Origin of the sequence: Methylobacterium sp. Leaf102 (genome assembly GCF_001422425.1) — a bacterium.
In the GTDB taxonomy this organism is placed as follows: domain Bacteria; phylum Pseudomonadota; class Alphaproteobacteria; order Rhizobiales; family Beijerinckiaceae; genus Methylobacterium.
The window spans coordinates 111881-125175 of the sequence record NZ_LMMX01000038.1; the positions used below are offsets into that span (position 1 = coordinate 111881).

Annotated in this window: 12 protein-coding genes; 2 read left to right on the plus strand and 10 right to left on the minus strand. The window is 72.8% G+C overall.

From position 1 onward, the window contains the following. Positions 1 to 3: 3 nt before the first annotated feature. From ASF27_RS18465 to ASF27_RS18480, 4 genes are all read right to left on the minus strand, one after another. Positions 4 to 1005, minus strand: a complete 1002-nt coding sequence (locus tag ASF27_RS18465) for a chlorophyllide a reductase iron protein subunit X (protein WP_056168743.1) — start codon at positions 1003 to 1005, stop codon at positions 4 to 6. After that, positions 1002 to 1934, minus strand: coding sequence for a chlorophyll synthesis pathway protein BchC (bchC, locus tag ASF27_RS18470; RefSeq protein WP_056168747.1), 933 nt, complete (start codon positions 1932 to 1934; stop codon positions 1002 to 1004). The genes ASF27_RS18465 and bchC overlap by 4 nt, the downstream gene beginning before the upstream one ends. An 85-nt stretch (positions 1935 to 2019) precedes the next feature. Next, positions 2020 to 3186 (minus strand): methyltransferase, encoded by a 1167-nt coding sequence (locus ASF27_RS18475; RefSeq protein ID WP_056168825.1) that lies wholly within the window; start codon positions 3184 to 3186, stop codon positions 2020 to 2022. Positions 3187 to 3237: 51 nt separating this feature from the next. Next, complete coding sequence (locus ASF27_RS18480) at positions 3238 to 4107, minus strand: polyprenyl synthetase family protein (RefSeq protein ID WP_056168751.1); 870 nt, start codon at positions 4105 to 4107, stop codon at positions 3238 to 3240. Positions 4108 to 4216: 109 nt separating this feature from the next. Here ASF27_RS18480 and crtD point away from each other — a divergent pair, with 109 nt between their 5' ends. Next, the gene (gene crtD, locus ASF27_RS18485) at positions 4217 to 5743 is read left to right on the plus strand and encodes a 1-hydroxycarotenoid 3,4-desaturase CrtD (protein ID WP_056362335.1); all 1527 of its coding nucleotides are present in this window, start codon (positions 4217 to 4219) and stop codon (positions 5741 to 5743) included. Beyond that, positions 5740 to 6600, plus strand: coding sequence for a carotenoid 1,2-hydratase (locus tag ASF27_RS18490; protein ID WP_056306644.1), 861 nt, complete (start codon positions 5740 to 5742; stop codon positions 6598 to 6600). Before crtD ends, ASF27_RS18490 begins: the two co-directional genes overlap by 4 nt. Before the next feature lie 36 nt (positions 6601 to 6636). Here ASF27_RS18490 and ASF27_RS22770 read toward each other — a convergent pair whose 3' ends face one another. Genes ASF27_RS22770 through bchI form a run of 6 tightly spaced genes read right to left on the minus strand, consistent with a single transcriptional unit; the run spans position 6637 to position 13244 of the window. After that, the gene (locus tag ASF27_RS22770) at positions 6637 to 6789 is read right to left on the minus strand and encodes a hypothetical protein (protein WP_200918887.1); all 153 of its coding nucleotides are present in this window, start codon (positions 6787 to 6789) and stop codon (positions 6637 to 6639) included. Further along, on the minus strand, positions 6786 to 7931 hold the full coding sequence (locus ASF27_RS18495; RefSeq protein WP_056362338.1) for a phytoene/squalene synthase family protein: 1146 nt from the start codon (positions 7929 to 7931) through the stop codon (positions 6786 to 6788). The genes ASF27_RS22770 and ASF27_RS18495 overlap by 4 nt, the downstream gene beginning before the upstream one ends. Further along, the gene (locus tag ASF27_RS18500; protein ID WP_056168763.1) at positions 7912 to 9438 is read right to left on the minus strand and encodes a phytoene desaturase; all 1527 of its coding nucleotides are present in this window, start codon (positions 9436 to 9438) and stop codon (positions 7912 to 7914) included. The genes ASF27_RS18495 and ASF27_RS18500 overlap by 20 nt, the downstream gene beginning before the upstream one ends. A gap of 44 nt (positions 9439 to 9482) precedes the next feature. After that, on the minus strand, positions 9483 to 10379 hold the full coding sequence (gene bchO / locus ASF27_RS18505) for an alpha/beta fold hydrolase BchO (protein ID WP_056306616.1): 897 nt from the start codon (positions 10377 to 10379) through the stop codon (positions 9483 to 9485). A gap of 10 nt (positions 10380 to 10389) precedes the next feature. After that, complete coding sequence (locus ASF27_RS18510) at positions 10390 to 12096, minus strand: magnesium chelatase subunit D (RefSeq protein WP_056362341.1); 1707 nt, start codon at positions 12094 to 12096, stop codon at positions 10390 to 10392. Continuing rightward, the gene (gene bchI / locus ASF27_RS18515; RefSeq protein WP_082479313.1) at positions 12093 to 13244 is read right to left on the minus strand and encodes a magnesium chelatase ATPase subunit I; all 1152 of its coding nucleotides are present in this window, start codon (positions 13242 to 13244) and stop codon (positions 12093 to 12095) included. Before bchI ends, ASF27_RS18510 begins: the two co-directional genes overlap by 4 nt. Positions 13245 to 13295: the final 51 nt, after the last annotated feature.

Sequence of the window (13295 nt, forward strand, 5' to 3'; positions counted from 1 at the left end):
GCGTCAGACCTCGTCGTAGACGACTTCGAGGGACGGCTTCACCACGTGGGCCGTGCCGCACATGTCCTCGAAGGTGGCGGGTACGAGCGTGACGCCCCTGCCGACCGCCTCGCCCTTGAACAGGCCGAGCAGCCCGTCCTGGGAGAGCGGCGTCGGGTGGTTGGGCGCCGCGTCGTGGACGTTCTGGGCGAGATCGGCGAACAGCGAGCCCCACGGGCTCTCGGGCCGGCCGATGATCTCGTAGTTCGCGCTCTTCTTGCGGATGTCGTCGTCGGCCGGGATCGAGGCCAGGACCGGGATGCCGACGGCGGCGGCGAAGGCCTGGGCTTCGCCGGTGCCGTCGTCCTTGTTGATGACGAGGCCGCCGACGCCGACGTTGCCGCCGAGCTTGCGGAAGTATTCCACCGCCGAGCAGACGTTGTTGGCGACGTAGAGCGACTGCAAGTCGTTCGAGCCGACGACGATGACCTTCTGACACATGTCGCGGGCGATGGGCAGGCCGAAGCCGCCGCAGACCACGTCGCCGAGGAAGTCGAGGAGCACGTAGTCGAAGCCCCATTCGTGGAAGCCGAGCTTCTCCAGGAGTTCGAAGCCGTGGATGATGCCGCGCCCGCCGCAGCCGCGCCCGACCTCCGGCCCGCCGAGCTCCATGGCGTAGACGCCGTCGCGCTTGAAGCAGACGTCGCCGATGGCGACCTGTTCGCCCGCGAGTTTCTTCTTGGTGGACGTCTCGATGATGGTCGGGCAGGCGCGGCCGCCGAACAGCAGCGAGGTGGTGTCGCTCTTGGGGTCGCAGCCGATGAGCAGGACCTTCTTGCCCTGCTGGGCCATCATGTAGCTGAGGTTGGCCAGGGTGAACGACTTGCCGATGCCGCCCTTGCCGTAGATCGCGATGATCTGCGTCTCCTTGGTGGCCTTCACCGGCACGGGATCGGGCTCGATGCCGGCCTCGGCGCGAAGCGCTTCCGATGCCTTCAGGGCGGCGCCGTTCAGCTGCATGTTCATGCGGCACTCCAATCGAGGATCATCTTGAGGCAGGCGGGCTCGCCGAAGGCCGTGCGGTAGGCTTGCGCCGCGTTGGCGGCCGGCTGGCGATGGGTGACGAGACCGTCGAGCGACAGGTGCCCCGACGCGACCAGCGCCGTGACGGTGGCGAGATCCTCCGGCTTCCACTGCGCCGCGACCCGGATGCGGGCCTCGCGCAGGAAGGCGGGTGGGAAGGTGAAGGCGAGCGGCGCCTCGTAGAACCCCGCCAGCACGATCTCGCCGCCGGCCCCCAGGCGTTCGATCAGGGTGTCGAGGAGGCCGGCATCGCCGCTGGCATCCGTGATCGTGGCGTAGTCGCGCCGGGCGTCGGCATCGGGGTGGAGCACGGCGTAGCCGTCGGCCCCCTCGGCGCGGATGGGATTGGTCTCCCACACCACCGGCGTGCCGCCGGCGGCCACGGTGAGGCGGGCCAGCAGGCGCCCGAGCACGCCGTGCCCGACGATGAGCGAAGGACCGGCCGGGACCGCGCCCAGAGCGTGCTGGGCGGTGGCCGCCAGGGCGAAGAGGATGCCGCGCTCGCCCAAGGACGGGTCGAGGGGGACGAGGCGTGCGCCGGCGCTGACGAGATGGGAGGCGGCGCCACCGAACAGGCCGCGCACCGGGCCGAAACAGCGGGCCCCCGGTACGAACACGGTCTGCCCGACCGCGACGCCGGATTCCGCGCCGGCTTCGATCACGGTGCCGACGGATTCGTAGCCGGGCACCAGGGGGTAGCCCATCCCGGGAAACGCCGGCATCCGGCCGGACCAGAGCAGGCGCTCCGTGCCGGTGCTGATGCCGCTCCAGGCGACCGCGACCAAGGCGTCGGCCGGGCCGGGGGTATCGAGCGTGAGGGTGTCGAGGGCGATCCGTTCCGGTTCGTGGAGGACGATGGCACGCGCTTGCATGGTTCTGGCCCTCCCCTTGTCCGTGGGGCCATCGACGTGCGGCCCGTATGTGTCATCCTAGATAGACACTTTTATTCGTCAAGCATTACTTACGATTGGTGCTGTCTAATCGGTTGGACACGAGCAGTCGGGTCAGGAGGGGGCGGCGGGTCGGGACCTCGCGGACCCCGCCGAAACCGGCCTCGGCGAGCAGCTGCGTCAGCTCGGCGGCCGTGCGGCAGCGGCCGGTGCCCATGGCGAGGAGGTAGAAGCCGAAATAGGCGTCGGCCATCGCCTCGGCTCCGGGCGTGCCCGCCATGGGTTCGGCGATGAGAAGCGTGCCACCCGGGGGCAAAGCCGCGTGAGCCGCACGCAGGAGGGCGCGGACCTTGCCGTCGTCGTGGTCGTGGACCACCCGTACCAGCGAGACGAGATCGGCCCCGCTCGGCAGGGGATCGTCCGGGAAGGCGCCCCCGAAGGTTTTTGCGCGCGCGCTCAGGCCCGCTTCGGCGAAGGCCTTCTCCGCCCGGGCTGCCACGGCCGGCAGGTCGAACAGCATCAGGCCGAGGCCGGGGGCGTGGCGGGCGGCCTCCCGCAGGAAAGCGCCCTCGCCACCGCCGACATCGAGGATGCGGCGATGGTCACGGAGTGGATAGGCCTCGACGATGTCTTGCGCGATCAGGGACTGGGACGCGCCCATCAGGGTGCTGTAGGCCGCGACCGATTCAGCGCTCGCGGGATCGCCGCGGGCGGCGTCCGCATAGGCCCAGTAGCGCGACAGGTGGGTGGGGCCGGCTTCCCCGCGCAGGAGGGCGACGGGGTCGGCGAGGTCCGCGTAGAGAAGCGCGTGATGCTCGATCATCGCCGCAACCGAGGGGTTTCCGATGAGCGCCGCGCCGAGGTCGGCGAGGGCGAAGCGGCCGTCGGGCAGGCGGGCGAGGAGATCGAGGGCGGCCGCGGCCTTGAGGAGGCGTTCGGCCCGGTCCGGTGTGAGGCCGACGCGCGCCGCCACGACGTCCGGCGCCAGGGGGCCGTCGAACAGGATGCGGAACAGGTCGAGGCGCACGCAGGCGAACAGGGTCTGCGCGTAGACGAAGCCGGCGCAGAGATCGAACAGGGCCTTCGTGTTCGCCCGGGCGATGTTGCGCGTGAGGGGAAAGCCGGCGGCCCAGCGCTGGAAGCCCGGCTTGGCGATCGTGCGGGTGCGGAAGGCGCGCCACCGCGCGCGCCAAGAGTCTTTCGGCGGCGCGCTACCGCCGGGGAGCTTGTCCATGCCCGCCGCCGACGCCGTCACCGGTGGGGTGGCCATGGTGGCCGCCCGCCGTCAGGCCAGTTCCCGCACGAGATGGGCCGGCAGGAACAGCCGGGTCTGCGCTTCGATCTCGGCCCGGAGGGCATCGGCACCCGGGCAGGCCGGGATCACCTCGACGGCCTCGCGGGCGAGGCGCTTGAGGCGGGCGAGGGCGCCGCCCATGCCCAGCAGGGCGGCGGCGTTGGGCCGGCCCAGGGTCGCGTCGCGGCCCACCGGCTTGCCGACCTCCTCCTGGCGGCAGGCGACGTCGCGCAGGTCGTCGGCGACTTGATAGGCCTCGCCGAGGCATTCCCCCAGCAGGCGCCACGGCAGGGCCGGCGCACCGGCGGCCGCCGCCCCCGTCACGGTGGCGGCGGCGAACAGGGCGCCGGTCTTGGCCTGCTGGTACTCGGTGAGCGCCACGGTCGGCTCCGATTCCCAGGCCTGGCCCGCCACGATGCCGTTGGGCGAGCCCACCGCGCGGGCGACGAGGCCGACGAGGGCGGCGAGGCGGTGCGGCGAGCGCGTCGCCCCCCGCGCCAGGGTTTCGAAGGCCGAGACGATGAGGGCGTCCCCGGTCAGCACCGCCAGGGGCTCGCCGAAGGCGGCGTGGACGGAGGGCTGGCCCCGGCGCAGGGGGGCGTCGTCGAAGCACGGCAGATCGTCGTGGACGAGGGAGGCGCAGTGCAGCAGCTCGATGGCGGCGGCCGCCGCGTCCGAGGCCGCCGGGTCGTCGTCGCCGCAGGCCCGCGCCACGGACAGGCACAGGCGCGGCCGGATACGGTGACCGCCCGGGAACACGGCGTAGCGGATCGCCTCGGCGAGGCGCGGCGGGGCACCGGGTGCTTCCGCGTGGGCCACGGCGGTGTCGAGGGTGCGCTCGATGCGACGGTTGGCATCCATCTAACGTCTCTCCCGGCGGAAGCATCTGTCTTTTTGACTTGCCAACTGAAAGTGTCAGATAATATTGACACTCGTCAAGGATTGGTTTGGGTGGCGGAGGAGTCGGCGCGTGCGGGTCGTGGTCATCGGAGCGGGGATCGGTGGATTGGTGGCGGCCCTCCGGCTGGCCCATGCGGGCCTCGACGTGACCGTGCTCGAACGCGCCGCGCACCCGGGCGGCAAGATGCGCAGCGTCCCCGTCGACGGCCAAGCCGTGGAGGCCGGCCCCACGGTCTTCACCATGCGCTGGGTCCTCGACGAGATCTTTTCGGAATGCGGCGCGAGCCTCGAGGGGCGCGTCGCGCTCAGCCCGGCGGCGATCCTGGCGCGGCATACCTGGGGGCCGGACGGCCACCTCGACCTGTTCGCCGACCCGCGCGCCTCCCGCGACGCCATCGGGGCGTTTGCCGGCGCCCGCGAGGCCGAGGGCTACGACCGCTTCCGCGCCCGCGCCGAGGCGGTCTACCGGACCCTCGAAGGCCCGTTCATCCGGGGGCAGCGGCCGAGTCCCCTCGCCCTCACCCGCCGCGCCGGTCTGTCGGGGCTCGGCGATCTCTGGCGCATCCAGCCCTTCACCACCCTGTGGTCGGCGCTGGGGGATTATTTCGCCGATCCGCGCCTGCGCCAGCTTTTCGGGCGCTATGCCACCTATTGCGGCGCCTCGCCCTACCGGGCGCCCGCCACCCTGATGCTCGTCGCCCATGTCGAATCGCAAGGGGTCTGGCATGTCGCGGGCGGCCTCAGCGCCCTCGCCCGGGCGGTGGCGGATCTGGCCGCCGAGCGCGGTGCGCGCCTGCGCTATGGCGCCCACGTGGCACGCATCGTCACCGACCGCACCGGCGTCACCGGCGTGGACCTCGCCGATGGCGAGCGCATCCCGGCGGACGCGGTGGTCTGCAACGCCGATGCGGCGGCGCTGGGCGATGGGCTCTTCGGTGCGGATGTCGCCCGGGGGGCCGAGCGGGTTCCAGGAGCCGAGCGCTCGCTCTCGGCCGTGACCCTGTGCATGAACGCCCGCGCCGAAGGCTTCCCGCTCCTGCGCCACACGGTGTTCTTCTCCGGCGACTATGCCGCCGAGTTCGACGCCATCGCCCGGGGGCGGCTGCCCACCGACCCCACGGTCTATGTCTGCGCCCAGGACCGGGGCGACACGGCCCCTGACGTGTCCGGGGCCGAGCGCCTGCTCTGCCTCGTCAACGCGCCTGCGGGCGGCACCTTCACGCCTACGGAGATCGCCACATGCACGAGCGCCCTTCATCGCCGCCTGGGGGCCTCCGGGCTGACACTGACGGATACGCCCGCGACGGTGACGACGGAGCCGGCGGGGTTCGGGGCGCTGTTTCCGGGGACGGGGGGCGCCCTCTACGGGCGGGCCTCGCACGGCTGGATGGCCTCGTTCCAGCGTCCGGGGGCACGGACGGCGATTCCGGGGCTGTACCTCGCCGGGGGCAGCGTCCATCCGGGGCCGGGGGTGCCGATGGCGGCGCAATCGGGCCGGCTCGCGGCGGACAGCCTGCTGGCGGACCGGAGCACCGCCCGCGCTTCGATACGCCGGTCGGCCGCGGCGGCTACGTCTGGTGGTACGTCGATGCCCTGAGTGCCGATGGGCGCCAGGGGCTGACCATCATCGCCTTCATCGGCTCGGTGTTCTCGCCCTACTACGCCTGGGACAGGAGCCGCGACCCGTTCCGGCACTGCGCCGTCAACGTGGTGCTCTACGGGGAGCGGTCGAACCGCTTCTGCATGACCGAGCGCGGGCGCCGGGCCGTGTCGCGGGACGCGACGCATCTCGCCATCGGTCCGAGCGATCTCGCCTGGGACGGCACCACCCTCACCATCAACCTCGACGAGGTGACGGCACCGATCCCCTCACGGGTCCGCGGCACCGTGCGGGTTCGCCCCACCGGCCTCACCCCCGGCCCGTTCAGCCTCGATGGACAGGGCCGGCATCGCTGGTGGCCGATGGCGCCGTCCTCGCCCGTGGAGGTCGCCCTCACCGAGCCGTCGCTGACCTGGACCGGGACGGCCTACTTCGACACCAACCACGGCGATACGCCCCTTGAGGACGCCTTCACGGATTGGACCTGGTGCCGGGCCGATCTCACGGACGGCGCCGCGATTCTCTACGACGTGCGGCGCCGCGACGGCACCGTTCAGAACCTGTCCCTGCGCTTCGACGCCACCGGCGCGCCGCGCGACATCGATCCACCCCGCCCCGCCGCCCTGCCGGCGACTCGCCTGTGGCGCATTCCCCGCTCGACCCGCAGCGACGATGGCACGGCCCGGGTGGTGCGGACCTTCGAGGACACGCCGTTCTATGCCCGCTCCCTGCTGGAGACGACCCTCTGCGGGCAACGGGTGCGCCCGGTCCACGAGAGCCTGTCGCTCGACCGGTTCAAGAACCCCCTGGTGCGCTGGATGCTGCCGTTCCGGATGCCGCGTCCGCTCGGGTGAGGCGGGCCTTCGTGTCCGACGGATGGTCGGTCGCGCTCACGAATCGCCGGCCTCGGCCTTCGCGCGGGCGGCCGCCTCCCGGTCGCGGCGGATGCCGCGCTTGAGCGCCACGAGCTGCCAGAGGGCGAGACCGAGCGCCAGGCCGAACACGAGGCCGATGTCGAGGGCGGCGAAGAACGGGTCGCTCACGGGACGGCGTGCGAGGACCCCTCGGGCGCGAAGGCGGGTCCCGCAAAGGTCTCGCGCTCGCGCAGGGTCTCGACGAGGTCGAGGACCCGGGCCATCTGGCCGGGCACGTCCCACCAGGCCGGACCGGCGGGCACCGGCTGTGCGGCCACGGCCGCGACGAGGAACGCGACCTCGGCCAGGGGCGGCGCATGGCGATCCTGCGCGGGCGCGAAGGTGGGCGTCAGGGTGGCGCGGGCCAGGAGCGCCGCCTTGCGCCGGCCATCGACGCGAGCCCGGGTGGTCACCGGATCGAGGTCCTGGCGCTCCAACTCCCGTCCGATCTCGGCGTAGATGAGCCGGGCCGCGCGGATCGCCGGCCGGCAGGCGCGCGGCAGGCCGGAGAGGCCCGCTTCCGAGCGGATGTAGAGGAGGTCCGCCGCCGCGAGCAGCCGGGCGACGACGCCCGCCAGGGCCGGGCTCGGGTGCGGGTCGGTCAGGAAGGCCTCCGGATCGATCCCGGCTTCTCTCAGCCAGTCGACGGGCAGGTAGAGCCGGCCCGCACGGGCATCCTCACCGACGTCGCGGGCGATATTGGTGAACTGCATGGCGATTCCGAGGTCGCAGGCCCGGGCGAGGACGGCCGGATCGCGTGACCCCATTATCAGGGTCATCATCACGCCGACGCTGGCGGCGACCCGGGCGGCGTAGGCGGTGAGGTCGGAGAGCGTCGCGTAGCGCCGGCCCTCCCCATCCCAGGCCAGCCCCTCGATGAGCGCCATGGGCAGGGCCTGCGGGATGGCGTGGGCGACGACGAGGTCGGCGAGCGCCCGGTCGGCGGGGGCGTCGGCGGGGCGCCCGTCATAGGCGCGGGTCAGGCGGGCGGACAGGCGGGCCGCGGCCGCTGTCCGGGCGACGGGCGCCACGTCGTCGACGGCGTCGTCGGACAGGCGGCAGAACGCGTAGAGCCCGTAGGCCGGGCGCCGGACATGGGCCGGCAGAAGGGCGGAGGCGGCAAAGAAGCTGCGCGAGCCCGCCCGGATCGCGTTCCGGCACGCGGCCCGGTCGGCGGCGTCGGCGTGCGGCGTCGCCCAGAGGGGCGGCCTGTCGGGCTCGGGGGTTGCCCAGAAGGACGGCCTGACGGCCTCAGGCGAAGACGCGCGCATCCGGCACCACGGAATCGAGGACTCGGGCAGAGGAGAGGACGCCGGGCAGTCCGGCGCCCGGATGGGTGCCGGCCCCGACGAGGTAGAGGTTGCGCACGTTCTCGGACGCATTGTGCGGCCGGAACCACGCCGATTGCGTCAGCACGGGTTCGAGGCCGAAGCCGGATCCGCGATAGCTCAGGAAATCGCTGGCGAAGTCGTTGGGGGTCGTGACTTTCGACGTAACGAGGCTCTCGGAGAGCCCCGGCATCACCGTGGCTTCCAGATGCCGCGCGATGGCCTCCCGGTAGGGTTCGGCGAGCGCCGCCCAATCCTGGCCGCCGTCTAGGTTCGGCACCGGCGACAGCACGTAGAACGCGTCGTGTCCGGGCGGGGCCAGCATCGGGTCGGTGGCGGTGGGCCGATGCAGGTAGAGGCTGAAATCCTTCGCCAGACGCTTCTTGGTGAAGATGTCCTCGATGAGGCCGCGATAGCGCGGGCCCATCAGGATGGTGTGGTGGGCGACATCGGGAAATTTCTTGCTGGTGCCGAAGTACCAGACGAACAGGCCCATGGAGGAATGCGCGCGCCCGAGGCGCCGGGCATTCCAGCGTTTGGCGGTGCCGCCGAGCAAAGTCCCGTAGGTGAAGGCCGAATCGGCGTTCGACACCACGATCTCGGCCGGGATCGCTTCGCCATTCGCCAGGGTGACGCCCGTGGCTTTTCCACCCGCCACGGTGATGCGGGCGACGTCGGCGCCACAGCGTAGCGCCCCGCCCTGCCCCCGGATGAGGTCGCATAGGCCGTCGACGAGGCGTCCAGTGCCGCCCATGGCGAAGTGGACGCCCCAGCGCCGCTCGAGATGGGCGATGAGGCAGTAGATCGCGCTCGCCCGGAACGGGCTTCCGCCGATGAGCAGCGGGTGGAAGGAGAAGATCGTCCGCAGGCGCTCGTCGCGGATGTAGCTGGCGACGAGGTCGTAGACCGAGCGGTGACCACCGAGGCGCAGCAGGCTCGGCATGATCCGCAGCATGTCGGTGACCGACGAGAACGGCACGTGGCCGAGTTCCTCGAACCCGACCCGGCAGATCGCCTCGGAGCGGGCCATGAAGGCCTCGTATCCGGCGACATCGGCGGATGAGAACTTCGCGACTTCGGCCCGCATGGCGGCGATGTCGCCGCTGTAGTCGAAGGTGGCGCCGTCGTCGAAGCGGATGCGGTAGAACGGCCGCATGGGCACGAGCGTCACATCGTCGTCCATGCGCCGGCCGCACAGGCGCCACAGCTCCTCGAACAGGAACGGCGCCGTGACGATGGTCGGGCCGGCGTCGAAGGTGAATCCGTCCTGGCGGTGGACGCGGGCGCGACCGCCGGGCTGCTCCAGGCGCTCCAGCACCGTGACCCGGTAACCCCGGGCGCCGAGGCGGATCGCCGCCGCCAGACCGCCGAAGCCGGAGCCGATCACCACCGCGTGGGCGCGCGGATCGGAGCTCGTCACAGGGTTCGGCATGTCGGCGAGTGTCAACATAAGGTGACACTAATCCGCGTCCGCGACGGGACGCAAGCGCTGTTTTACGCCTCTGCCGCGGCCCGTGCCGGGCTGAGCTGGCGGATGATCCCGGCGACCGCCGCGGGCGCCTCCTCGTGGGCGAGGTGGCCGAGGTTGCGCAGCAATTCGACCCGCGCATGGGGCAGGCGCTTCTGCAGGGCGAAGGCGGTGTCGGGCGAGATCGCCCGGTCGTCGCCGCCCACCACCAGGGTCGTCGGCACGGTGAGCCGGGTGATGGCGCGGTCCAGCGCCGCCAGATCCCAGTTCGCCATCATGCCGAGTGCTCCGGCGACGTGGCCGGGGCAGCGGAACAGGCGCCGATAGAGATCGAGCCCCCCGGCATCGAGACGCGAGCCGGTGCCGCGGATGAGGCGCTCCACCGCCGGGCGGTCGGCGGTCCAGGCGAAGATTCGCGGCGTCACCGAATTGAGGAACAGCATCCGGGCGAGACTCGGGAACAGCACGGATGCGAGGCCGGGAAACGGCGTCAACGCCCCGTTGAGGGCGACGAGGTGGCGGGGGGCGAGGCCGTCGAGGCAGAGCCGGACGAGGAGCGCGGCGCCGGCAGAGTGGCCGACCATCACCTCCGGGACCACCCCGAGGGCGGAGAGGAGATCACGGATCGCCGCCGCCATGCCGGGCAGGGACAGGCGGTTCGCGGGCAGCGGATCGGTGAAGGCGTGGCCGGGGAGATCCGGCGCCACGACGAAGAAATCCTGCGCCAGCAGGGGAGCGAGGCCGCGCCACGAATGGGTGGCCGCGCCGGTGCCGTGCAGGAGCAGGAGCACCGGAGCAGCGGCGTCGCCGAAGGTCTGGACGTGCCAGGTCAGGCCAGAGGCTTCGACGAAACGGCTGGCCTCGCGGTGGGGCCAATCCGCGCCTTCGCGCTCCCAGGCGGGTCGATCGCTCGGCGCGGACATGATCGCTCCCTCAGGTCGCCGCCCGGATGGCGGCACGCATCGCCCCCGCATCGGCGTAGGGCAAGGGGAGATAGCGCGCACCCATGGCCTCGGCGATGCGGCGGGCGGTGTCCTGCGGCCGGGCCGCCGTGTCGATGAGGATGGTGCGGACCCCGTCGGCCCGCAGGGCCGTGGCTGCCGCGAGGGCGTCGGCGCCTGCCTGCGTACGGCCGGCCGCACCCGCGCGCGTGATGTTGGCGCGTCCGTCCGTGAGCACCACCACCACCGGCGTTCCCCCGCCCCGGTGCACGCTCCGGGCGAGTGCCGCCGCTGCATCGAGGCCCGCAGCCAGCGGCGTGCCCCCGCCTCCGGGCAGCGCGCTCAAACCCCGCCGCGCCCGCGCCAGGGCGCGGGTGGGTGGTAGGATCAACTCGGCCCCGAGCCCGCGAAACGCCAGGACGGCGACGCGGTCCCGGCGAGTATAGGCTTCGGCCAGGAGCAGCTCCACGGCGCCCTTGGCCTCGGCGAGGCGTTCGAGGGCGGCCGAACCCGAGGCATCGACGGCGAAGATCGTCGTGGTCTGCGTGCGCTGGACGAAGCGCGTGACGCGTAGATCCTCCGGGCGGATCCGGATGCCCTGGGGCTCGCCCGCCGTCCGGCGCAAACGCTGCCAGGGTGCGGCGGCGCGCAAGGTGTCGATGAGGGAGAGGCGTCCCTGGCGCGGATCGCCGGCGCGCGCGCCCAGGGGCCGTCCGGCGCGCGGCGACGCGGCGGCGGCCCCCGCTTTGCCGGCCCGCGGTTGGCGCGGGCGTGCTCCCGCCGCGATGAGCCCGGCGAGAAGATCGCGCGGAAGGGCGCTGCGCGCGGCCTCGACCATGCGCTGGTCGAGGGAGGCGGAGGTCTCCTCGTGCTCGGTGGGGGTATCCGGTTCGGGCGTGGTCTCCTCCGGCGCGGACTCCTCGGGCACGGCGGCCCCGGGCGTCGGTTCGGCTGTGGGCATCCGCGTCGCCCTCGGGCCGAGGACGAGGCGTGCGGCCCGGATCGTATCGTTCTCGCCCGGAACCGCACGCCCCTCGAGACGGGCGAGCAGCCGCGCGACTCGGGCGGCCAGGAGCGGACCGCGGAGCGACACCACCCCGAGGGCGTCGGCGGCCCGGCACAGGGCGCCGAGAACGTCCTCTGCCCCCGGATCGGACGCTTCGGCGTGGGACGGGTCGTCCACCGGGACCGCATCGCGCCAGGGGACGTCCGTGAGATCGATGTGCAGGGCGAGGCGGTCGGCCAGGGCGTCCGGCACGGCCTCGTCGTCGCCCTGACCCTCATCGAGAAGGATCACCCCGAGGCGTGCCGGGTGGCATCGTCCGAGGCCGTCGCGCTCCACCCGTACGGTGCCGGTGTCGAGGATCGCGGCGAGACGGGCCGCCTGCCCGGGTGACAGGCGTTCGGCCATGGGAACGACGAGGAGGCCGCCATCGGTCTCGGCCAGAAGCCCGGTCTCCGCCACGGGACGTCCGGCCGCGAGGGTGGCGGGTAGATCGAGGCCGCCGAGCAGGCGCGCATCGGTGATGCTGCCGGGCATCCGCCTCATCGGCCTGTCGCTCGGAAGGGCTACGCGCAGGGCTGCGAGCCAGGCCTCGCGTACGGGGCCCGCGCCGGCACGCACGACCACGCCGCCGACCCCGTGTGGATCGGCCGCCGCGAGGCGCGCCACCAGCACCGCGTCGGCCCAGGTGGTCACGGGGCGAAAACCTCCGCCACGGCCCGGGTGACGCGGGCGGTGGACCCGGATTCGTCGAGCGGATTGCGGCGCAGGCGATGGCGCAGGGCCGCCGGGGCGATGCGGGCGAGGTGATCGACGCCGACGGTGTCGGCCGCCTCCAGGGCCGCGAGCGCCCGGGCCGTGCGCATGAGGGTGAGTTCGCCCCGCAGTCCGTCGGTCCCGAGTGCGAGGCAGAGCCGGGCGGCCGCCTCCAGGGTGGCGTCGGGCACGGTGAGCGACGGCAGGTGCGCGCGGGCGCGGGTGAGGGTCTCGCGGATCGCCGCGTCCGCCCCGGCATGGGCGGCGCAGAACGCCTCCGGATCGCGCTCGTAGGCGTCGCGGCGACGCACTACGTCGATGCGGGTCGGCAGGTCCGTCGGCGTCGTCACCTCGACGGCGAGGCCGAAGCGGTCGAGGAGCTGTGGGCGCAACTCGCCCTCCTCCGGGTTGCCGCTGCCCACCAGCACGAAGCGGGCGGGATGGCGGATGCTCAGGCCCTCGCGCTCCACGGTGTTGATCCCCGACGCTGCGACATCGAGGAGGAGGTCGACGAGGTGATCGTCTAGGAGATTGACCTCGTCGATGTAGAGGAAGCCCCGGTTGGCCCGCGCCAGCAACCCCGGCTCGAACGCCTTCTGCCCGTGGGCGAGCGCCCGTTCGAGGTCGAGGGCGCCCACCACCCGGTCCTCGGTGGCGCCGAGCGGCAGGTCCACCACCGGCACCGGGACGGTGTGGACCTTCAGGCCGCCGGCGTGGTCGCGGCAGACGTGGCACAGATCGCCCGGCCGTGCGGGATCGCAGGCATAGGGGCACCCGGCCACCGCCCGCATGGGCGGCAGGAGGGCGGCGAGCCCCCGGATCGCCGTGGATTTGCCCGTGCCGCGATCGCCGAAGACGAGGACGCCGCCGACGGACGGGTCCACGGCCGCGATGAGGAGCGCCTGGCGCATCTCGTCCTGGCCGACGATGGCCGAGAACGGGAAGCTCGGGGCTGGCGCGTACGGCGCCGTGTCCGGACGCGCCGGCTTCGCCCGTCCCGCCGCCCGGATCACGCCGGTCTCCGCGTTCGGGGGTGCGACGGAGGCCGGTTTACGATGCACCGCGTGGGTCGATCCGTTGACGATCATGGGGCCGATTTCACCTTGTCTCGACGCGTCGTTCGCATCTCCCCGTGTGAT

Excerpts from the sequence above, each read along its gene's own strand:
- bchC (WP_056168747.1), bottom strand. The coding sequence starts at position 1,934 with ATGCAAGCGCGTGCCATCGTCCTCCACGAACCGGAACGGATCGCCCTC.
- ASF27_RS18500 (WP_056168763.1), bottom strand. The coding sequence starts at position 9,438 with ATGTTGACACTCGCCGACATGCCGAACCCTGTGACGAGCTCCGATCCG.
- bchO (WP_056306616.1), bottom strand. The coding sequence starts at position 10,379 with ATGTCCGCGCCGAGCGATCGACCCGCCTGGGAGCGCGAAGGCGCGGAT.
- ASF27_RS18495 (WP_056362338.1), bottom strand. The coding sequence starts at position 7,931 with ATGCGCGCGTCTTCGCCTGAGGCCGTCAGGCCGTCCTTCTGGGCAACC.
- bchI (WP_082479313.1), bottom strand. The coding sequence starts at position 13,244 with ATGATCGTCAACGGATCGACCCACGCGGTGCATCGTAAACCGGCCTCC.
- ASF27_RS18480 (WP_056168751.1), bottom strand. The coding sequence starts at position 4,107 with ATGGATGCCAACCGTCGCATCGAGCGCACCCTCGACACCGCCGTGGCC.
- ASF27_RS18475 (WP_056168825.1), bottom strand. The coding sequence starts at position 3,186 with ATGGACAAGCTCCCCGGCGGTAGCGCGCCGCCGAAAGACTCTTGGCGC.
- ASF27_RS18465 (WP_056168743.1), bottom strand. The coding sequence starts at position 1,005 with ATGAACATGCAGCTGAACGGCGCCGCCCTGAAGGCATCGGAAGCGCTT.